The following is a 19754-nucleotide window of genomic DNA, read 5'->3' as shown; positions in this document are numbered from 1 at the left end:
TCTCGAATACACTTGATAACCGCAGGGAATGACGCCACGCAACGCGCCATGAGTGTTCCCTCCACGCTTCCCGATGAATTGGCGGGTGATATCGAACTGCGCATCTCCACCCAGCCGGTGCCGTACCGGCAGGCTCTGGAAGAGATGACGCTGCGCAACGCGGCCATCGCCGCCGGTGAAGCGCGCGAACTGATCTGGCTGCTCGAACACCCTCCGGTCTATACCGCAGGCACCAGCGCCGTCCTCGACGAACTTCTCGACCCCCGCTTCGAAGTTGTCGAGGCCGGGCGCGGCGGTCGGTACACTTATCACGGGCCGGGCCAGCGCGTGGGCTACGTCCTGCTCGACCTCAAGAAGCGCGCGCGCGATGCCCGTGGTTTCGTGCACGGCCTTGAAGGCTGGGTGATCGAGACGCTCCGCGACTTCGGCGTGGAAGGGTTCCGTGCGGAGGGCCGCATCGGCATCTGGACCAGGGATATCGACGGAAGCGAGGCAAAGGTCGGCGCCATCGGCGTGCGCATCCGCAAGTGGGTGACGATGCACGGCTTTGCCGTGAACGTGAAACCCGATCTGGCGCATTTCACAGGCATCGTTCCCTGCGGCATCGAGGAGTTCGGCGTCACCAGCCTCTCGCGCCTTGGCAAGGATGTGGATTTCGCGGCGTGGGACGCGGCCCTCGTGGCGCGCGCGCCCGCGTTCCTTGCCTCTCTGGAAAGCCCCTGCCCGCCCACAACGTCTCCGGAGGAGGACGCATGAAGACGGCATACCGCCTGATCCTGCCGCTTGCGCTCTGCGCCCTCGGCGCGACCGCCTGCAAGAAGGATGACCAACCCAAGGCGGCGGCGGGCGGCGAACTGCTGCCGCGTTCGGTCAGCGACGACATGCTCCCCTATGACACCGTTCGTTCCCAGCCGTCGCTGTCAGATCCGGACGGCGGCCTTGGCATACCGGAAGTCGGCGGTCCGCGGGTGTCCGCCACTGCCGTCGTCGAAGATGAGGACGACAGCGGCCCTGTCGAGGAGGCGCCGCCCGTCATCGACATCCCTCCACCGCCCGCACAATAAGGCAGGCCGCCGGGGCGGCCCGCCCTTGCAGCTGTCAGAGCGCCTTGTCGTAAATCGCGTATTCGCGGTTCACGCGGCTCTGGATGGCGTCCGCGATGGCCACCATGCCCTGGTTGTCCTCCAGAATCCAGCCGATCTCCCCCCGGCTCGCGCCGAACTTGGCGACCGCCGCGCGGCGGATATACTCGATCATCATGAAGGCGAGCTGGCTTGCCAGACGTGAGGACTGCAGCTTCTTGCGAACGCCCATCAGAGGCACCCGCATGTCCGCCCTCTTCGGCTTGCGCAGCCACAGCAGCAGCTTGAGAAGACCAAGGAGCGAGGGTTTCCCGTTCCGCCTGTTCACCCGCATCTGGACGCCGTTCAGGTCCGGCAGCGTCATCATGAAGGCAACAGGCTCGCCCTCGTACTCGGCGATCAGGATGAGTTCGGGATGCACCAGCGGCTTGAGCGCCTTGCCGATGTGCTCGATCTCCTTGTCAGTGAAGGGAACGAAGCCCCAGTTGTCAGCCCAGGCGTCATTGAGGATGTCGCAGATAATGGCGGCATCGCGCTTGAAATGCTTGAGGTCCGCGCCCCGCACCACGATCTTCGCGTTCTTCTCCCCTGACGCGACGATCCGCTGGATCAGGGGCGGGAAGGACTTGGTAACGTCGAGTTCGTAGGTCGAAAGGATTTTCACGCGGCTGTAACCCGCGCGTTCGATCCAGCCCTGATAGGCCGCGTTGTGATGGGCCATCATGACCATCGGCGCATGGTCGTGACCCAGGACCTGAATGCCCGGCTCTTCCCAGACCGAAAGGTTCATTGGCCCAAGAGCGCGCGTCATGCCCTGACTGCGCAGCCACTCTTCCGCCGTCGCGATCAGCGCGCGCGCCGTTTCCTCGTCTTCGGCCTCGATCGCGCCCCAGTTGCCGGTACCCGGCCCCATCCCCTGCTCCGGCGGCTGTTTCAGCGCCAGTTCATCGATGTGAGCCGAAATACGACCGACCACCCGGTCCCCCCGCCGCGCCAGGTACATCTGGACCCGGGCATGGTCGAAGAACGGGTTTTTGCTGGGGGTGAACTTCGCCAGCTCCTCTGAGCGAAGATTCGGTACCCAGTTTTGATCTGACGCATTGAGGCGATAAGCGAGATCGACAAAAGCGGCGATGTCGGCCTTGCTGGAGACGGGAGTGATGACTAGTTCGGCCACGATGCTGCCTTTGTTCTGGCGTAGGACGATGAAGCGCGACGTGCTGCCGCTGGCGGTCCGTTGTCAAGCCGGACCCGGTGGCGACTCGTGGTGGAGCCGCTCGTCGCGCGGGCTTATGCCCGGAAACACTTTGGAAATCTCGTAAGATGAATGCCCATAAGACGATCGAACTGCCCACTGCCCTGCTGCGCGACTCGGCGCAGGGGTCGACGTGGCATTCCCAGATACCGGACGACAAGGCGATGCTGCGCGCAGCCGTCGAGCTGACGCGCGACATCGCCGTGGCCCGTCCCGGCATTTACTGGCCGGACATGATCGCAAGCGCGCTGCTCGGCTATGCGGCGCTGGCAGCCGCCATTCTGGTCGACAACACGGCTGCGGCCGTGTTGCTGGGCGTGGTCTCGTCGCTCGCGCTCTACCGGGCGCTGCTGTTCATTCACGAGCTGACTCACATGCACAAGGATGCCCTTCCCGGCTTCCGCTTCGGCTGGAACCTGCTGGTGGGCATTCCGATGCTGATTCCCTCCTTCATGTACGAAGGGGTCCACACCCAGCACCACGCACGCACGCGCTACGGCACAATCGAGGATCCCGAATACCTGCCGCTGGCGCTGATGAAGCCGTGGAGCCTGCCCGTCTTCGCCCTGACCGCGATACTGCTGCCGCCGGCGCTGCTGATCCGTTCCGCGATCCTCGTGCCGCTCGGCCTTCTCATTCCGCCCCTGCGCACGCTGGTGTGGGAACGCGCCTCGGCCCTGGCGATCAATCCGCAGTACCGCCGCCGCAAGCCGGAAGGGGATTTTGCCCGCATGGTGTTCTGGCAGGAACTGGGCTGCTCGGCCTGGGCCATCGGCATTCTTGCCGCCAGCTTTGCCTGGGGCTGGCGCCCGCTTGCCATCGCCCTGGGCGTGGTTGCGCTCACCGCCTTGCTCAACCAGGTCCGCACGCTGGTGGCACACCTGTGGGAGAATGACGGCGAGGCGATGACGGTCACGGCGCAGTACCTCGATTCGGTGAACGTGCCGCCGCCGGGCTTCGTCGCCGCGATGTGGGCACCTGTGGGGCTGCGCTACCACGCCCTGCACCATCTCCTTCCCTCGATGCCCTATCACTCCCTTGCCGAGGCTCACCGCCGCCTGATGGGGCATCTCGCCCCCGGCTCCACGTATGGCAGGGCCAGCTACTCCGGGCTTGCTCCGCTCCTCGCCCGGCTGGCGCGCAGCACCATGACCGCCGGGCGCAGGCGCTGAGGGAGCGTTACTCCTCGGTCCGTATCAGGACCGTCTCACCGATGAACGCGAAAAGCACGAAGGGTGCCCAAGCGGCAAGAAACGGCGGATATCCGCCGAAGTTGCCCATGGCAAGCGCCGCATTGTCGAAGACGAAGTAGGCGAAGCCCAAGGCCATCCCGATTACGGCGCGAATGAGGAGCGCGCCGGAACGCGCGAGACCAAAGGCCGCAACTGCGCCGAGCAGGGGCATGAGCGCAGAGGACAGCGGGCCGGACAGCTTGTGCCACCAGGCGGCCTCAAGTTCGCTGGTGCGGCGCCCAGCGCCCTCCACCGCCTCGATCGAATGCGAAAGCGTGAAAAGGTCTTCCGCGTCCGGATCGACCTTCGACAGGAAGATCTTGGCCGGCGTGATGCCCGGCGCCACGGTTGCCGATGGTGCCGTGGTCGTGGTGGTCGTTGCGACGTCGAAACGGGTAGGCTGGTGCAGCTTCCAACCCGGATCGGCGAACGTCGCCGTCGCGGCGCGCATCTGCTCGACGATCATGTCCTCGGCATCGCGGCGATAATAGGTGACGCCGTGCAGGGTCATCGAACTGCCTTCGCCGGACAGAGACTGCGCCAGCAGGAGATCCCGCCCGTCCGCGAGATAGAGGTTCGCCTTCGGACTCGCGTTCCTTGGAATGGGTCCGTAATCCACCGCCTCCCACGCGCTCAGCGTACGGGCGGCTCGCGTGACCACGCGCTCATTGAAGGCGAAGCTCAACGCCGAGATGATCAGCGCCGTCAGGATCAGCGGAGCAAGCACCTGATGCGCGGAGAGGCCCGCAGCCTTCATCGAGATCACTTCGCTGTTCTGGTTCAGTGTCGCCAGCGTGATGATCGTCGCCAGAAGCACGGAATAGGGCAGGAACCGCGCCACGAGCTGCGGCACGCGCAAACTGACGTATTGTAGGAGTTGCATCTGCCCGTTGCCCGGATAGGCCAGGATATCCCCGCTCTCTCCGAGAAGATCGAGGACCTGAAGCACCAGCACAAGCATGATCAGCACCGCAAAGATGCGAATCACGAAGAGGCGCGCCAGATAAAGCGTCAAAGTGCGGGAGGGAAAGAATTCTAGGTTCATCTCAGGTCTGGTCCGCAGGCGTCGGCAGGATCGGTCCGCGCCGGTTGCGGCGCAGCAGCGACTTGATCCGCTTCACGATCTTGTCCGAAGCGGTTTCCAGCCACCCGATCGCCTGCCCGCCCGGAACGTAGGCCACCCTCCAGTACATCCACAGGATGATCGCGCCGAACACGAAGAAAGGGCCCCAAAGGCCGAGGATGGGGTTGATCCGACCGAGCGAGGCGACGTCGTTCGCGTACTGGTTCACCTTGTGGTAGGCGACAACCATCACGATGGACACGAACAGCCCCAGCGCCGACGTCGACCTCTTGGGCGGGATGGCAAGCGCCACGCCAAGCAGCGGCAGCAGCAGCATCATTACGACCTCGACCATACGGTAGTTGAAGTTGGCCTGGCTCGACGCGCGTTCCGCGGTTGGCGCGTCCTTGTTCCAGCCCAGCTTGAGCAGTTCGGGCAGCAGGTACTCGCGCTCCTGGCCTCCCCGCTCGCGGAACTTCTCGATCGCGGGGAGTTCGATGGGCAGATCATGGCGGGTGAAGGTGAGCACGCGCGAAGGCGAGCCGGGCTGATCCTGGATGATCTGCCCCTTCTCCAGCCGGAAGATGATGGTATCCGGATTGTCCTTCAACGCCAGGAACCGACCTTCGCGTGCCGAGATCGAGAGCACCTGCCCCTTGTCGTTCGCGAGACGGGCGAAGATGCCCATCAGCTTGCGGCCGTCATCCTGACTTTCGTCAATCCGAAGGGCAATACGGTCCTTCAGCGCCGTGAACTCGCCCACCTTGATGGAAGCGCCCAGGGCACCGGACTTCAGTTCGTAGTTGAGCTCTTCGTAGTAGTACCGGGCAAGCGGCTGCAGATAGCCGACGATCGCGAAGTTGCAGACCACCAGGACGAAGGTGATGATGTAAGGCACACGCAGCATGCGGGTGTAGCTGAGCCCCACCGCCCGCATGACGTCGAGTTCGCTGCTCGTCGCCAGTTTGCGGAAGGCCAGCAGGATGCCGAGCATCAGCCCCAGCGGAATGGCCAGGCTGGCATACTCAGGCAGCATGTTCGCAAGCATCTTGAAGACGACGCCCACCGGCCCGCCTTCCGTCGCAACGAAATCGAAAAGGCGCAGCATCTTGTCGAGCACGAGGAGCGATGCAGCCAGCAGGAATATGCCCAGCATCGGCATCAGCACGAGGCGAAAGATGTAGCGGTCCAGGGCGCTGATGAACTTCACTTAGGCGTCGTCACTCAACCGTTCTCCCCCGCCCTTAACGGCTTGCGCCGGGAGGGCAAAGCGATTTGTCGCACGTCGCACCACGATGCGGCGCACGTCCGGTGAGCGGTTCAACGTGAAGGAAGTGGGAAGGTTTCAGCCTTGGGGGAAAAATCGCGGCGGCCGATCGGCTCACGCGCAGAGGGCTTTCAGGCCTTTTCGAGGGTGCATTGAAGGGGGTGCTGGTTCTGCCGTGCGAAGTCCATCACCTGGTTCACCTTCGTTTCCGCGATCTCGTAAGGGAAGATGCCGCATACGCCGACGCCCTTCTGGTGGACGTGCAGCATGACCCGCGTCGCCTGCTCCAGATCCATGTGGAAGAAGCGCTTCAGCACGAGGACGACGAACTCCATCGGGGTGTAGTCGTCATTCAGCATGAGCACCTTGAACTGGCTCGGCTTCTTGGGTTTGGCACGGGTCTTAGTCGCAATGCCGATCTGATGATCGTCGCCCGTGCCCTGATCGGAATCGCCGTCGCTCGCCTCTGCCGCGCGAATGAGCGCGTGCAGGAGTGGGGTCGTGTCGGAATCAGCGATCGGGGGAATCATGGTGCCCAGAATATCGTACCGACGCACCTGATAACAAGATGCGTCGGTTCATATTCTCGTTGGATGGTACACCCCGGCCGGTGAGGTGCTCACCGGCCGGGGTGTTCATCCGGAAAATCAGAAGGTCGACGCGGACCGCGCCTTTTCAACCGCGATGCTCATGCGGCCGGAAAGGGGGGCGAAGGCGTCGCTGAACAGCTTGAGCATGGCCTCGCTGTTCTTCGAACTGTAGGCCACGGCCGTGTCGAAGTTCTTGCGGACGAGATCGCTCTGCAGTTTGAAGAAGTCCGTGGGGGACTTAACAGCGGCAAGCTCCTTGATGTCGCCCGTCATCACCTCGAAGGCAGCACGGCTCTCGCTCACGAACTCCGTACCGAGGCCCTGAACGCCTTCCGCGAAGATCTTGCCCGATTCGACAGCGGCTTCGACATTGCCCTTGGCAAAGTCGCTGACTTCGCCAAGCACGCTCGTGCTCTTGTCGAAAGCAGCCTTGGCCTTCGCCTGCGCTTCGGTGATGGCTTCCTGGAAGCCGCTGAAGTTTGCGCTCATGTCCATTGTCGTTTCCTCGAGCATGAAATTCGAAAACAGTCCCTTGCGGACTGGCGGGTTCGGAGCGGCCGCATGCATCGTCGGCTTGCCCCCGGCAGGGGCGGCGGGCGGAGCAGCTTCCGCAGCCTCCTCCTTTTCGTCCTTCGAAAGAGCCTCTCCGGACGCGACCTGGAGCACGCTTGCCGCCAGAGGCACGGAGGCCACCGCAGCCGCTACCTGCTCCAGATCCGGCATGACGTCACCCGAAGGACCAGCCGGTTTCACGACCTTGCCGGCCTGTGACTCATCTGACTGGACCTTGCCGACCGGCAGGCCGGGCAGAGTCTCCTCCGGCTTCGCAGCCGCCCTCGGGGGGCGTACCGAAGCCTTGGGTGCGGCACGAAGTTCGCGCATCTCGGCCGGTACGGGAGAGCGAGCGTTCTTTGGGTCTTCATTGTCGGCCATTGGATGATCCAGCCTCGTTGAAAACGTCAGGTGCTGCGTAGCGCACCCATGCCAGTCAAAACGATTCGCGAACCGCCTTGTTGCATTGCAAAATAGATTTTTGCAGGCGCGAAGTCAATTGGCGATTGCTGCACTGCACAATGCGGCGCGATAGCGCTTCCGCACGAGGCCGGAGCGACTCAGCGCAGCGCTACGTACCGACCGGGCGCTTGCTCGAGGACCTTGTCTCCACGCCCACCCGGACGCCGCTTTCCGGTGGCCGGAACCTGCGCCGTGTCCCGTTCGCGCAGCCAATCCATCCAGTGCGGCCACCAGCTGCCGGGATGTTCGATTGCGCCCTGCACGAATTCGTCAAGCGAAGCGGGCGCACGGTCGTTCGTCCAATACTGGTACTTGCCAGCGGACGGCGGGTTCACGACACCGGCGATGTGACCGGAGCCCGCCAGGACGAAGGTCCATGGTCCCGCGACATAGCGCGTCAGCTTCCAGACGCTGCAGGGCGGTGCGATGTGGTCCTCCCGCCCTGCCTGGATATACACCGGCGTGGCGATGCGGTGGAGATCGATCGGAGTGCCGCACGCTTCGAGCGCATCCGGCACGGCAAGCCTGTTGTCGCGATAGAGATCACGCAGGTAGTCCCGATGCCAGCGCGCAGGCAGGTTGGTCACGTCTCCGTTCCAGTGGAGCAGGTCGAAGGCGGGGTAGTCCTCCCCCTTCAGATAGTTCTTTTCGACATAGCTCCAGATGAGGTCATTGCCGCGCAGAAGATTGAAGGTCGCCGCGAGATAACGGCCGTCGAGATAGCCTTCCGGCGACAGATGCCCGAGAGCCTCGATCTGTTTGTCGTCGATGAAATGCTTGAGATCGCCGGCTTCCTCGAAGTCGATCTGCGCGGTGAAGAAGGTCGCGCTTGCAATCTTCTCGCCCTCGCCGTTCCGCGCAAGGATGGCGAGCGTCGCAGCCAGCGTAGTTCCCGCCACGCAGTAGCCGATGGTATGCACGGACGGCACTTTCAGCCGCTCCCGCACGGTGTCCACCGCTTCCATCTGCGCGGCGATGTAATCGTCCCACACAAGGTTTGCCATCGTCGCGTCTGCGGACTTCCAGGAGACCATGAAGACGGTGACCCCCTGGTCGACCGCCCAGCGCACGAAGCTCTTCTTTGCGTTGAGATCGAGGATGTAGAAGCGGTTGATCCAGGGCGGGAAGATCAGGAGCGGCGTCTTCAGCACCTTTTCCGTCGTCGGCGTATACTGAATCAGCTGGTACAAGGGCGTCTCGAAAACCACCCTGCCCGGCGTCGCGGCGATGTTTTCGCCCAGAACGAAGGCATCCGATCGGGTATGCGTCAGCTGCCCGCGCCGCATGTCCGCCAGAAAGTTCTCGAAGCCGCGCACCAGGCTTTCGCCGCCGGTTTCCACCGCCTTGGCCAGCGCAACGGGGTTCGTGAGCGGGAAATTGGCGGGACTGAGCGCATCCATCATCGCCCGGGTGGAGAAGACCAGTTGCGCCTTGCGCTGTTCATCCAGCCCTTCGACCCCTTCGGCCAGCCCCGTGACCTGCTCGCTCAGCAGGAGGTAAAGCTGGTGCAGGACGGCAAAGAACGGCTGACGGCGCCATTCGGGATCGGTGAAGCGGCGGTCCTCTCGCGGCAGCGCCGGCTCGTCCTGCTTCTCCGCACTGCGAGGACCGAGGCCGTATTGTCCGAAGACGGCATTGGCAAGCGCCACCCCTTCGTTCCAGAGCCTGTTCTGGATTTCCGGATCGGTCAGCGGCAACTGGCGCATCAGCGCCTCCGCCGTGCCGATCCACGCAACGGGGTCAGCGAAAGCCGGAGGGCGCTGCGTGGCAAGCTTGCCGATCTGCTCGATCTGGTAATCGGTCCAGAGCGACTGGATTCGCCCTGCGATTTCGGTCCACCGAGCCGACATCTCTGTCCCCGCAGACCCTTCCGCCGGCACGAGCGGCCCGACGAGCGTCGCCAGCCCCTGCATCCGCGCCTTCATCACGTCGCTGAAAAGATCGGCGTCGCTGGACATGGGCACTTCGCTCTCCTGGGAATAGCTTCTGATTTTGGCGAGCGGGAACGCCCCTGTCGACCCTTCTTGCGCATCCGTCAGCACGAAATCGGGCAATTATCTTTCGCCAGACCCCATTTGCGCGAACGGCGTAATCCCCTACAGGGACGGGGCGGCGCTCCTGCCGCCAACGCTACTGGATATCAGAGGTCATGGAAGACGAGTTCTACCGCATCAAGCGACTGCCGCCCTATGTCATCGCCGAAGTAAACGCGATGAGGCACGCGGCGCGTCAGGCGGGTAAGGACATCATCGACCTTGGCATGGGCAATCCGGATCTGCCGCCGCCCCAGCACGTGCTAGACAAGCTGTGCGAAGTCGCCCAGAAGCCGAGCGCGCATGGCTATTCGCAGTCGAAAGGCATCCCGGGCTTGCGGCGCGCACAGGCGAACTACTACGCCAACCGCTTCAACGTGGAACTCGACCCGGAAAACGAAGTCGTGGTGACCATGGGCTCCAAGGAGGGCCTCGCCAGTTTGGCAACCGCGATCACCGCACCGGGCGACGTGGTGCTGGCCCCCAACCCCAGCTATCCGATCCACACCTTCGGCTTCATCATCGCCGGCGCGACGATTCGTTCCGTGCCGACCACGCCCGACGAGCATTACTGGCGCTCTCTCGACCGCGCCATGGCCTTCACAGTGCCGCGGCCGTCGATCCTGATCGTCAACTACCCGTCCAACCCGACTGCGGAGACCGTCGACCTCGCCTTTTACGAGCGGCTCGTGGCCTGGGCGAAGGAAAACAAGGTCTGGATCCTTTCGGATCTCGCCTATTCGGAGCTGTACTACGACGGCAACCCTACGCGCTCGATCCTGGAAGTGCCCGGCGCGAAGGAGGTGGCCGTGGAATTCACCTCGATGAGCAAGACCTACTCGATGGCGGGCTGGCGCATCGGTTTTGCGGTGGGCAATCAGAAGCTGATTGCCGCACTCACCCGGGTGAAGTCTTATCTCGACTATGGCGCTTTCACGCCCATTCAGGCCGCAGCCTGCGCGGCACTCAACGGCCCCCAGGACATCGTCGAGCGGAACCGTAACCTCTACCAGAAGCGCCGCGACGTCATGGTGGAAGCGTTCGGTCGCGCAGGGTGGGACATTCCCCCGCCCAAGGCCTCGATGTTCGCCTGGGCCCCGCTGCCCCCCGCCCTGCGGGAGATGGGCAGCCTCGAATTCTCCAAGCAGTTGCTCACGCACGCCGAAGTCGCGGTCGCGCCCGGCGTCGGATACGGTGAGGACGGCGAGGGTTTCGTCAGAATCGCTATGGTAGAGAACGAACAGCGTCTCCGGCAGGCGGCCCGCAACGTGAAGCGCTATCTCACTTCCATGGGCGTTAACATTCCTTCATCCTGAAAAATCCCAACTGAAAGTTCAGGAGTTCTGCGGATTTATGGTTACCGCCGGAGTAAGGCTGTAAAAATATAGGTGTTGTTACAAAGTGTAAAAATACGTCATCTGCCCACCTAGTTTTTTGTCATGTCAAGAAATCTGGGGGGCAGATGACGGACACTTTCATGAGGCGGGAAACGCCTCATAGCTTTGTATGGCTTGGCTCGGGACGGATCCCGGCCCAATTTGATCTCACCTCATGCGGATGGACGCTCGACGTCAGAGGAGAAGCGTCGAGCGGCTGCATCGGCATCCTTCCCGCCGGTCCTCTCGAAGACACCGCGTGGGAGCGCCTTCTGGCGGTACGCGAAGAGGACCGCCGGTTCATCCTCGTCATCACCCCTTCCACGGCGCATGAGCGTGCGGAACTCCTTCGCGTCGGCTTCGGAGAGGCCGTGGCTGAGGCGATCGAGGGCGGAGAATTCGCGGCGCGTGCGGGACGCCTGGCGGAACTGACCGGGTGGGTCCCCCGGCACCGGCGCCTCGGTGATCTTGAGCTCGATCTCGTCGCGCGCGAAGCGTATGGTCATGGCAAATCGCTCAACCTGAACCCGCGCGAGTTCGCCCTGATCTGGCGCCTTGCCGACGCGCCAGGCGAAACCGTGAGCAAGCAGGACCTCATCCACGATGTCTGGCGCATGGGGTTCGTGCCGGAGACGAACAGCATCGCTGTCCACATGTCCCGCCTGCGCCGCAAGCTCGGCTTCGTAGGCCTGTCGGGCATAATCGCAACTTCACCCAACGGTGGCTACTGCCTGATGCGGGCCGACGACGTTCCTCCCGCGGCAGACATTGCGTTCACTGCCGTTCAGCCTGCCCGCATCGCTCCTGCACAGGCCATGCTTTGACGCTCAGCGCTCCTCGTTGGGCAACAGAGCGGCGAGATCGGCGGGCGTATTGATGTTGGCTATGGGCGAGGCGGTCTCCACCTGCCTCGCCCCGATCATCGTGGCGAACCGCTTCAGCGAATGAACTACGGGGCTCGAAAGCAGGGCCTCCAATTGCGGAAGGGCTGCGGTCGGCCAGAGCCCGACAACCGGCTGTGCCGACAGACAGGCCGGGGCCTTCCCGAGCAGAACCGGCAAATCCTCGGGAAGCAGGGCGGCATCGACACTGCAACTCAGCACGGCCTCATAGCCTTCGTCCGCCGCCAGCCGCATTGCGGCGGCCAGGCCCCCGAGCGGCCCCATGCCAGCGCGCGGCCAGTCCGGAACCGTGCGCGCCGGGGCCGTTTCGCGGCCGGTCACCACCACAAGTTCGCACCACCCGGAGAGCATGTCCACCGCCAGCGAGAGCAGCGTGCGGCCGCCGATCTCGGCCAGAGCCTTGTCACTGCCGAAGCGGGTTGATTGCCCGCCGGCCAGAACCGCTCCAAGGATCATTGCGAAGACCTTTCGGACAGACAGAACAAAACTGCCGCTTCAGATGCAGCCGGGACGTGACAAGAAGCGAACGCTGGCGCCACGGGTTCCGCGCGGCTCACGCGCACGCTCAACAAAAATACGGCGGATTAGCCAAAATGCCATTGCGCTCCCCGTGATCGGTTGCTAGGCGCGCATTCCTCCACACGGATGGCCCGATGGCGGAGTGGTGACGCAGAGGACTGCAAATCCTTGCACGCCGGTTCGATTCCGGCTCGGGCCTCCATCTTTCCCGTTCTTGAGAGCGACGGTTTTCCAGAGCTTCCCGCCCCGGTGTCAGCGGCGCTTCCTGAGCACCAGGTAAAGCGCACCCGGCCCGCCGTGTCTGCGGTGCGCGGCGCGGATGGCGACGATGTCCGATGCATGTTCGCTCGCCCCCAGCCAATCGGCCACTTTGGCACGGATCGCCCCTCGCGCAGAGCCGCGATCGGCGGCATCCACAGGCCGTGCTTTTCCGGTCACGAGCAGCACGACGCGCGCGCCCATCGCCTTTGCCTGGACCAGACCGTGCATCAGGCGCAGGTACGCCTGATCAAGACTGGCTCCATGAAGATCGAGACTGAAATCGGGGACCAGCGTGCCTTTGGAGATGCGCTTTTCCCATGAGCCATCGAGGTTCACCGGACCTGTCGCCCCCAGCGGCTTCGGCGGTACGGGCTTGGGAGGTAGCGGCGGCGGCACTCGGCCCTTGACCTTGGCGGGCGGAGCCGGCGGCATCACATCGCCGGATGTCGGCGCCCCGTGCGCTTCGCCTCCTTGGGCCTCCGTCCTTGTGCGCCGGGCCTCGGAGGGGAGCGGCTTCACGGTCCGAACGACCTGCGCCCACACGGCCTGCTCCTCCGGTGTCAGGCGCCGCCCCTGCCGCGTTCCCCGGCTTGTCATCGCGCACCGAGCCGGCTGAGGACGCCCTTGGGCAGCAGCACGAGTGCGCTTCCCCGCCCGCTCATGCCGCCGGCGGTGACCCTCGCCTGATCACCTGCACCCCAGAAGGTGTCGAAGCGGTTGGCACCTTTGATGGCGCCGCCAGTGTCCTGCGCGATCCACAGGCCGCTCGCCTCGCGCCTGTCGAGGTCAAGCCATACGGGCGCCCCGAGAGGCACGAAGCGGGGGTCGGCCGCCACCGAATTGCCGGCTCGCACCGGCACGTTCAGGGCGCCCAGCGGACCGTCGCCGGTCAGTACGCGGAAGAACACCCAGGAGCGATTGAGGTCCATCAACGCACGCCCTTCGGCCGGATGCTCCCGCAGGTAGCGCATGATGCCCTGCATGGAGGCGGGATAGTGGCCCGGCCCCGATCCCACGAGGCCCCGGTCACGCATTACCCCGCCGATGCCGATGTAAGGCAGCCCGTTCTGACCGGCGTAGCCGATCCGTGTCACCGTCCCGTCGGGAGCGACAAGGCGGCCCGACCCCTGCACCTGCAGGAAAAAGAATTCCACCGGATCCGCCACCCAGGCAATCTCCAACCCCTTGCCCGCGAGCGCCCCGGCGTTGATCTGCGCCCGATCGTAGTAAGCGGTGAAGGTTCCGTCCGGAGCATAGCGCCCCAGAGGCATGCGCCCGTCCGTAAGGGGCGGCGCATCCCCCGGGCGCGCTCGGACAAGGTCGCGCGGCAGCGCGTAGACGGGCACATCGTGGCCCGTCCGTCGCGTGCGCGATCCGGCGATTTCGGGCTCGTAGTATCCGGTGGCAAACGCCACTCCGTCACTCACTTGCGCCGTCTCGAAGAATGTGACGAAGAAGGCCGCCGGAGAGCCGGCACCCCAATTGGCCGCCGCAGTGCACGCCTGCCGCCAGTCGTCCGGCTTCGTCAGCGCGCTGACATCGGCACGACGGATGAGGCGGGGACAGCTTTCGCGAAAGGACGAGAGCGCGCCGGCGGCATCGCTCGTGGCCATCTGCAGCGAGGTGACAGGCGGCCCGCGCCGGACTCCCGCAAGCAGGGCGTTTTGCGGCGGGGGCGGAAGCTGCGGCTGTTCCACCGAGGGCTGCGGCGGCCGAGGCCCTCCTGTGGAGGGGACAATGCCCCCGCAGGCGGCCAGAGCGGCAGACAGGAGGCCGGTGGAAAATGCCTGAAGCCCTCGGCCAACGAGCCGCCTCACCCCGGATCCTTCCCGCACGATCACCCCTTCAGAAAGCAGAAGCCCCGCGCCAGGGGCGCGGGGCGAACAAGGATCGTTCGGTTAGCAGGTGTCGCGCAAGCGGATCAACCTTCGTCGGTTTCTTCCAGCAGCCAATCCGGATCAGCCGAGTTGACGGAGCGACCGAAGGTCCACACGTCGATCGCCTCGATGGCGTCGTCGAGCGATCCGGCCACGACCAAACCTTCTGCGTTGCGAGTCACCGCAGCGATATCGGAGCGGAAGCGCAGCGTGATGCGGGCGTGACCGTTCTCCACGCCAGCCGCGACGAAGGCGACTTCTTCGATGCGGATCAACCGGTTATCCAGCATCTCCCCCGCTTCAAGGCGCGCGTCCACCGCGCTGGCGAAGCTGGCATAAACGTCATTGTCGCAAAGATGGCGCAGTTCTGCCTTGTCGCCCTTCCAGAAGGCTTCGAGGATCATGCGATAGGCGCCGCGCGCGCCCTCCACGAAAGTTGCGGGATCGAAGCGCCGGTCAGCCTGCGCAATTTCCGCAAGCCCCCGCTCCACAGCCGGAGGAGCAAGCGGAATGGTGCGCTGCCGGGGCTGCTCGCCACGGGCGCGGTCATCGCTCCGCTGATCCGGGCGCGGCTGCGCTGCCACCCGCGGAGCACCCGGCTTCTGACCCGGACGGCCATCGAAGCGCCCCTGGATCGGCTCCTCCTCATGCTCGGCCCTGCGGCCAAGCACCGAGTAGAGCCGCAAGCCCAGGAAGGCTGCAATCATGGCCAGGATCACTATTTCCGGTGTCACGTCCCTAAATCCATCCTTCTAAGCACCATCCGGCGATCGTTCCCGATCATCGGAACGGCGGACCGGCTTCGATGGCAGGGAGTCCTGAAGACTCTCGCGCTTCGACCGGCCTCAGCGCCCGAACATAGCCTGAGATAGGTACGCTTTACAAATGAACAACGAATGACCCGTTCGTCCGGGGCATTTTTTCGCCGGGCGGAGGGGCTCTTCGAATCCGCTACTCCTTATCGAGACGAAGGCCTCTGCATTTTCCGGAAGCTCGGGTGTTCCACGCAGGCTCAAAATGCTTTAGGCGCGCCCCCTGACCTCTTTCAAATTTCCATTGCGGGACACAGACCAGATGGCCGACGAAGGCAACGTCATTTCCGACCTCAACCTTGACAACGGCGAAGATGCCGCGCCTGCTGCAGGCATCATCTCGCAGTACGTGAAGGACCTTTCGGTCGAGAGTCCCAACTCTCCGGAAAGCTTCTCCTGGCAGGAACAGCCGCAGATCGACGTCCAGTTCAACATCGGCGCGCGCGCGATCGAAGGCGAGGTCCACGAAGTCGAGCTCAAGATCATGTGCTCGTCCACGACTGGCGCCGGCACCGCCTGGGCCGTGGAACTGAGCTACTGCGGGCTCGTCGGCATGCGCAACCTCGAAGAGGGGCAGGCCCACGCGTTCCTGTTCGCCGAAGCCCCCCGCATCCTCTTCCCCTATGCTCGCCGCGTGATCTCGGACGCGGTGCGCGATGCAGGCTTCGCGCCGCTGATGCTCGAGCCCATCGACTTCAACGGCCTCTACCTGCAGCAGCTTCAGGCGCAGGCGCAGCAGGCCGAAGCCGGCATCGGCGAGCCCGCCGGCCACGCCTGATCCACGACCGGGCCGCAAGCCTCATGCGGAAACGCATCGGGGCTTCTTCCCTGGGCGAGGCGGGGTGGCGGGTCCGTGTGCTCGCGCCCCTCGCCGCCCGACCTGACGCGGCCCCACGTGACGCCAGCGATCGGCTCATCGCCGGAGCGAAGCGCGGGACGCCGGGTGCCGGCAGCCAGAAAGGCGTGACATGAACCTCGCAAAGGCGCTTGCCAGTGTCGGCGGGCTGACGCTCGCCAGCCGTATCCTCGGTCTCGTGCGCGACAGCCTGTTCGCCCGCTTCGTCGGCGCGGGCTTCGCGTCCGACGCGTTCCTGATCGCCTTCCGGCTGCCCAACATGTTCCGCGCGCTGTTCGCGGAAGGCGCCTTCGCATCGGCCTTCATTCCGATGTTCAACAAGAAGGTGGCCGACCCGGACGGTCCTGGCCTCCCCGCCGGGATCACCTTCGCCGAGCAGGCCCTTTCGGTTCTCCTGCCTGTCCTCATCATCATGACGGTCCTGCTGGAGATCTTCGCCTGGCCGTTGACCCTGCTGCTTTCCGGCAGCTTCAACGGCGTCTCCCCCGAGCAGTTCGCCTACGCGGTGACGCTCAGCCGCTTCACCATCCCATACCTCGCCCTCATCAGCCTGGTGTCCTTGCTGGGCGGCATCCTCAATTCGCTCAACAAGTTCTGGGTGAATGCCGCCGCGCCGATCCTGCTGAACCTGACGCTGATCGTCGCGCTGCTGGGCTTCCACTCGGACGATCCGCTGATGACGGCGCGCAACCAGGCCATCGGCGTTTCCGTTTCCGGCGCCCTCCAGCTCGCCTGGCTCATCGCCGCCTGCCGTACGAACGGTGTTTCGATGCGGCTGCGCATGCCGGTTTGGAACGCCGACGTTAAGCGGTTGCTCAAGCTCATCCTGCCCGCCGCCGCCGGCGCGGGTGCCGTGCAGATCAACCTCGTCATCTCGACCGCTCTGGCCGCGTCGCTCCTGGCGCATGGCTCCGTCACGTACATCTACATGGCGGACCGGCTGAACCAGCTGCCGCTTGGCCTCATCGGCATCGGTCTGGGCACCGTCCTGCTGCCCACGATCTCGCGCCAGCTCGGCGGCGGCGAGGAAGCGGCCGCGATGGATACCCAGAACCGCGGGCTCGAGCTGGCGCTCCTGCTGACGCTTCCGGCAGCCGTCGCTCTCATCGTCTGCGGCGAGCCGATCGCGGCCGCGCTGTTCGGCTACGGCAAGTTCGACGCCAACGACGTGGCGCGCACGGCAGAGGCGCTGGCGGCGTTCTCGATCGGCCTGCCCAGCTACATCCTCGTCAAAGTGCTGACGCCCGGCTACTACGCCCGGCAGGACACGAAAACGCCAGTGCGCTATGCCATGATTTCCATGGGGGCGAACCTTGTGGGCAACCTCATCCTCATCGTGCCGCTGCAGCACATGGGTCCGCCGCTGGCGACAGCGCTCGCCTCCACGCTCAATGTGGCGATGCTCTACGGCACGCTGGTCAAGCGAGGGCACTTCCGCATGGACGCGCGTCTCAAGCGACGAGCGCCCCGGCTCGCGCTGGCCGCTGTCGCCATGGGGCTCGCTCTTTGGTTCGGACAGGGGCTGATACTGCCCTACGTGAGCGGCACCTGGCTGGTGCGAGGGCTGGCATTGACCGCGCTCGTCTCGGCAGGTGGCCTCGTCTATGCGGCAGCCACGTTCGTATCCGGAGCATTCACCCGCGCGGACCTTGCGCTCCTGCGTCGGCGGCGCTCGAGCGGCCCTTCAGCCTAAGGCTTCCATCCGCGATCGACTGTGCTATGAGCCCTCGGCATGCAGACTCGTTCGCCCCTGAACACGCGCATCGCCCGCCAGGCCTGGCGATAGCGCGCGCCCGTGACTCGCTGAACGCACCTTTGCATCGCGCCCCACGGCGCCTTTCTCAAAACCCCTGACAACTGACTAAGGACGCGACCATGCGTATCGTCTCCGGCATCCAGCCCACCGGCAACCTGCACCTCGGCAACTACCTGGGCGCGATCCGCAACTGGGTGAAGATGCAGGACGAGGTCACCGCAAGCGGCGGGCAGTGCCTCTACTTCCTTGCCGATCTTCACGCGATCTCGATGCCGCACACGCCCGCGGAGCTCGCGGCCAACACCCGCGAGATGGTGGCGGCGCTGGTCGCCTGCGGCATCGACCCGGATCGTTCGATCCTGTTCAACCAGGCGCAGGTTCCGCAGCACGCCGAGTTGCAGTGGCTGCTGAACGGCACCGCGCGCATGGGCTGGCTGAACCGCATGACCCAGTGGAAGGACAAGGCCGGCAAGAACCGCGAAGGCGCCAGCGTTGCGCTCTTTACCTACCCCGTGCTTCAGGCTGCCGACGTCCTCCTTTACCAGGCCACGCACGTTCCGGTGGGCGAGGATCAGAAGCAGCACCTGGAGCTTGCCCGCGACATCGCGCAGAAGTTCAACAACGACTTCTGCCCCGAGGACGCGCCGCTGTTCACGCTGCCCGATGCGTTCATTCCGCCCGAAGCGGCCCGCATCATGTCCCTGCGCGACGGCTCCTCGAAGATGAGCAAGTCCGACCCCTCCGACATGAGCCGCATCAACATGACGGACAGCGCCGACACCATCATGCAGAAGGTCAAGAAGGCCAAGACCGATCCCGAGCCGCTGCCAGCTGAGGCCGCCGGCCTGGAAGGACGCGCCGAGGCCCGGAACCTCGTCGCGATCTACGCGGTCATGGCCGGCACCACCGTCGACGCGGTGCTGGCGGAGTTTGGGGGCGAAGGCTTCGGCAAGTTCAAGCCGGCACTGGGCGAATTGCTGGTTGAGACGCTTGCGCCCATCAACGCCCGTTTCCTGCAACTGCGGGAAGACAAGGCCGGGCTCGATGCGATCCTGCGCAAGGGTGCCGAAAAGGCGCGCGCGCTGGCGGTGCCGACGCTTGACAAGACCTACGAGGCGCTGGGCCTCGTTCGCGGCTGATCACAGGCGGCGCGGGTGCGGCCGGCACCCGCGTCAGCCGGCGAGCAGTTTCTCCCGGCGCCGCATCCACGGCTCGGCCAGGGCGACAACGGAGCCAAGCGCCTCGAGCCCGGGCCGGTCATGCCTGTGCTCCCCGGCGATCAGCAGCCCGAACACGCGCAGCACGCTCCATCCCGGGTACGGCCGCTCGACGAGCGCGAGATGGTCGCCTGCTCCGACAGAGCCCTCTTCCAGAACGCGATAGTACCAGCCAGCGCGCCGCGATCGCACGACGCCCGCATTCACCCGCGCGCCATCAAAGCGATGATCGAGCTTCCAGCAGGGCTGGCGACCCTGGCTCACCTCCACCAGTGCGGTGCCGAGCCGCCAGCGATCGCCGATGCAGACTTCCCCTTCGGTGAGGCCGAGCGTGGCGATATTCTCTCCGAAGGCTCCAAAGTTTGCCAGCAGCGGATGCTGTCCGATCGTCTCGGCCCAAAAGCCGTAATGATCGTGCGGGTAGTGATGAATCGCCTTGTCCGGTCCGCCGTGAACGGCGCTATCGGCCTGCTCGTCGCCTTCCAGCCCAAGCCGGCCCACCGCGACGTGCCCGACGGCGGGAGACTTGGCTATCGCGCTGGGCTGCCCGTCGCCGCGAAACGGGGCAACCTTTCCGCAAAGCACGGATAATATTGGGAACGGACTCGTCATCGGGCAGCTTCCTACCTACATGACCTGCAG

The 19754-nt window shown here is 64.7% G+C and carries 19 protein-coding genes and 1 tRNA gene; 9 read left to right on the top strand and 11 right to left on the bottom strand.

All coding sequences use genetic code 11. From position 1 onward, the window contains the following. The first annotated feature begins 48 nt into the window (after positions 1-48). Both lipB and C2R25_RS05205 read left to right on the top strand, forming a co-directional pair. Positions 49-756, top strand: a complete 708-nt coding sequence (gene lipB / locus C2R25_RS05210) for a lipoyl(octanoyl) transferase LipB (protein ID WP_103728160.1) — start codon at positions 49-51, stop codon at positions 754-756. After that, positions 753-1064, top strand: coding sequence for a hypothetical protein (locus C2R25_RS05205; RefSeq protein WP_103728159.1), 312 nt, complete (start codon positions 753-755; stop codon positions 1062-1064). The genes lipB and C2R25_RS05205 overlap by 4 nt, the downstream gene beginning before the upstream one ends. Before the next feature lie 34 nt (positions 1065-1098). On the opposite strand, the gene C2R25_RS05200 is transcribed toward C2R25_RS05205, so the two are convergent. Further along, positions 1099-2259 (bottom strand): N-acetyltransferase, encoded by a 1161-nt coding sequence (locus C2R25_RS05200; protein WP_103728158.1) that lies wholly within the window; start codon positions 2257-2259, stop codon positions 1099-1101. Positions 2260-2405: 146 nt separating this feature from the next. Here C2R25_RS05200 and C2R25_RS05195 point away from each other — a divergent pair, with 146 nt between their 5' ends. Further along, entirely contained in the window at positions 2406-3509 is a 1104-nt protein-coding gene (locus C2R25_RS05195) for a fatty acid desaturase (RefSeq protein ID WP_103728157.1), read from the top strand. Between the two features lie 7 nt (positions 3510-3516). Here C2R25_RS05195 and lptG read toward each other — a convergent pair whose 3' ends face one another. The 5 genes from lptG to C2R25_RS05170 all read right to left on the bottom strand — a co-directional run bounded on the left by lptG (position 3517) and on the right by C2R25_RS05170 (position 9461). Beyond that, complete coding sequence (gene lptG / locus C2R25_RS05190) at positions 3517-4614, bottom strand: LPS export ABC transporter permease LptG (protein WP_103728156.1); 1098 nt, start codon at positions 4612-4614, stop codon at positions 3517-3519. A gap of 1 nt (position 4615) precedes the next feature. Continuing rightward, a complete protein-coding gene (gene lptF, locus C2R25_RS05185; protein ID WP_103728155.1) occupies positions 4616-5842 on the bottom strand; it encodes an LPS export ABC transporter permease LptF in 1227 nt (408 codons plus the stop codon). A 188-nt stretch (positions 5843-6030) separates the two neighbouring features. After that, complete coding sequence (gene clpS, locus C2R25_RS05180) at positions 6031-6429, bottom strand: ATP-dependent Clp protease adapter ClpS (RefSeq protein ID WP_199183767.1); 399 nt, start codon at positions 6427-6429, stop codon at positions 6031-6033. 117 nt (positions 6430-6546) lie between these two features. Continuing rightward, positions 6547-7422 (bottom strand): phasin family protein, encoded by an 876-nt coding sequence (locus C2R25_RS05175; protein ID WP_103728154.1) that lies wholly within the window; start codon positions 7420-7422, stop codon positions 6547-6549. A gap of 179 nt (positions 7423-7601) precedes the next feature. Continuing rightward, entirely contained in the window at positions 7602-9461 is a 1860-nt protein-coding gene (locus tag C2R25_RS05170; protein WP_103728588.1) for an alpha/beta hydrolase, read from the bottom strand. A 191-nt stretch (positions 9462-9652) separates the two neighbouring features. Here C2R25_RS05170 and C2R25_RS05165 point away from each other — a divergent pair, with 191 nt between their 5' ends. Together C2R25_RS05165 and C2R25_RS05160 are read left to right on the top strand one after the other, a co-directional pair. Beyond that, the gene (locus tag C2R25_RS05165; RefSeq protein ID WP_103728153.1) at positions 9653-10852 is read left to right on the top strand and encodes an LL-diaminopimelate aminotransferase; all 1200 of its coding nucleotides are present in this window, start codon (positions 9653-9655) and stop codon (positions 10850-10852) included. Between the two features lie 161 nt (positions 10853-11013). Continuing rightward, on the top strand, positions 11014-11736 hold the full coding sequence (locus tag C2R25_RS05160) for a winged helix-turn-helix domain-containing protein (RefSeq protein ID WP_103728587.1): 723 nt from the start codon (positions 11014-11016) through the stop codon (positions 11734-11736). A 3-nt stretch (positions 11737-11739) separates the two neighbouring features. Here C2R25_RS05160 and C2R25_RS05155 read toward each other — a convergent pair whose 3' ends face one another. Next, the gene (locus C2R25_RS05155) at positions 11740-12270 is read right to left on the bottom strand and encodes a molybdenum cofactor guanylyltransferase (protein WP_103728152.1); all 531 of its coding nucleotides are present in this window, start codon (positions 12268-12270) and stop codon (positions 11740-11742) included. Between the two features lie 191 nt (positions 12271-12461). Between C2R25_RS05155 and C2R25_RS05150 the strand changes: the two genes are divergently transcribed. Beyond that, a tRNA-Cys gene (locus tag C2R25_RS05150) sits at positions 12462-12535 on the top strand. 50 nt (positions 12536-12585) lie between these two features. On the opposite strand, the gene C2R25_RS05145 is transcribed toward C2R25_RS05150, so the two are convergent. From C2R25_RS05145 to C2R25_RS05135, 3 genes are all read right to left on the bottom strand, one after another. Continuing rightward, on the bottom strand, positions 12586-13191 hold the full coding sequence (locus C2R25_RS05145) for a Smr/MutS family protein (RefSeq protein ID WP_103728151.1): 606 nt from the start codon (positions 13189-13191) through the stop codon (positions 12586-12588). After that, a complete protein-coding gene (locus C2R25_RS05140) occupies positions 13188-14411 on the bottom strand; it encodes a murein transglycosylase A (protein ID WP_103728150.1) in 1224 nt (407 codons plus the stop codon). Before C2R25_RS05140 ends, C2R25_RS05145 begins: the two co-directional genes overlap by 4 nt. 104 nt (positions 14412-14515) lie before the next feature. Continuing rightward, on the bottom strand, positions 14516-15205 hold the full coding sequence (locus C2R25_RS05135) for a Tim44/TimA family putative adaptor protein (protein ID WP_103728149.1): 690 nt from the start codon (positions 15203-15205) through the stop codon (positions 14516-14518). Positions 15206-15545: 340 nt separating this feature from the next. On the opposite strand from C2R25_RS05135, the gene secB reads away from it, so the two are divergent. The 3 genes from secB to trpS all read left to right on the top strand — a co-directional run bounded on the left by secB (position 15546) and on the right by trpS (position 19034). Next, positions 15546-16061: a protein-export chaperone SecB gene (secB, locus tag C2R25_RS05130; RefSeq protein WP_103728148.1), complete on the top strand. Its 516-nt coding sequence runs from the start codon at positions 15546-15548 to the stop codon at positions 16059-16061. 190 nt (positions 16062-16251) lie between these two features. Next, entirely contained in the window at positions 16252-17832 is a 1581-nt protein-coding gene (murJ, locus tag C2R25_RS05125) for a murein biosynthesis integral membrane protein MurJ (RefSeq protein WP_103728147.1), read from the top strand. A 182-nt stretch (positions 17833-18014) separates the two neighbouring features. Beyond that, positions 18015-19034, top strand: a complete 1020-nt coding sequence (gene trpS / locus C2R25_RS05120; RefSeq protein WP_103728146.1) for a tryptophan--tRNA ligase — start codon at positions 18015-18017, stop codon at positions 19032-19034. Positions 19035-19067: 33 nt separating this feature from the next. Here the strand turns inward: trpS and C2R25_RS05115 are convergent, their stop codons facing one another. After that, positions 19068-19724, bottom strand: coding sequence for an MOSC domain-containing protein (locus C2R25_RS05115; RefSeq protein ID WP_103728145.1), 657 nt, complete (start codon positions 19722-19724; stop codon positions 19068-19070). Between the last annotated feature and the right edge of the window lie 30 nt (positions 19725-19754).

Source organism: Novosphingobium sp. HII-3 (genome assembly GCF_002916655.1).
Taxonomy (GTDB): domain Bacteria; phylum Pseudomonadota; class Alphaproteobacteria; order Sphingomonadales; family Sphingomonadaceae; genus Novosphingobium; species Novosphingobium panipatense.
This window is presented reverse-complemented; position numbering and strand designations above follow the sequence as displayed.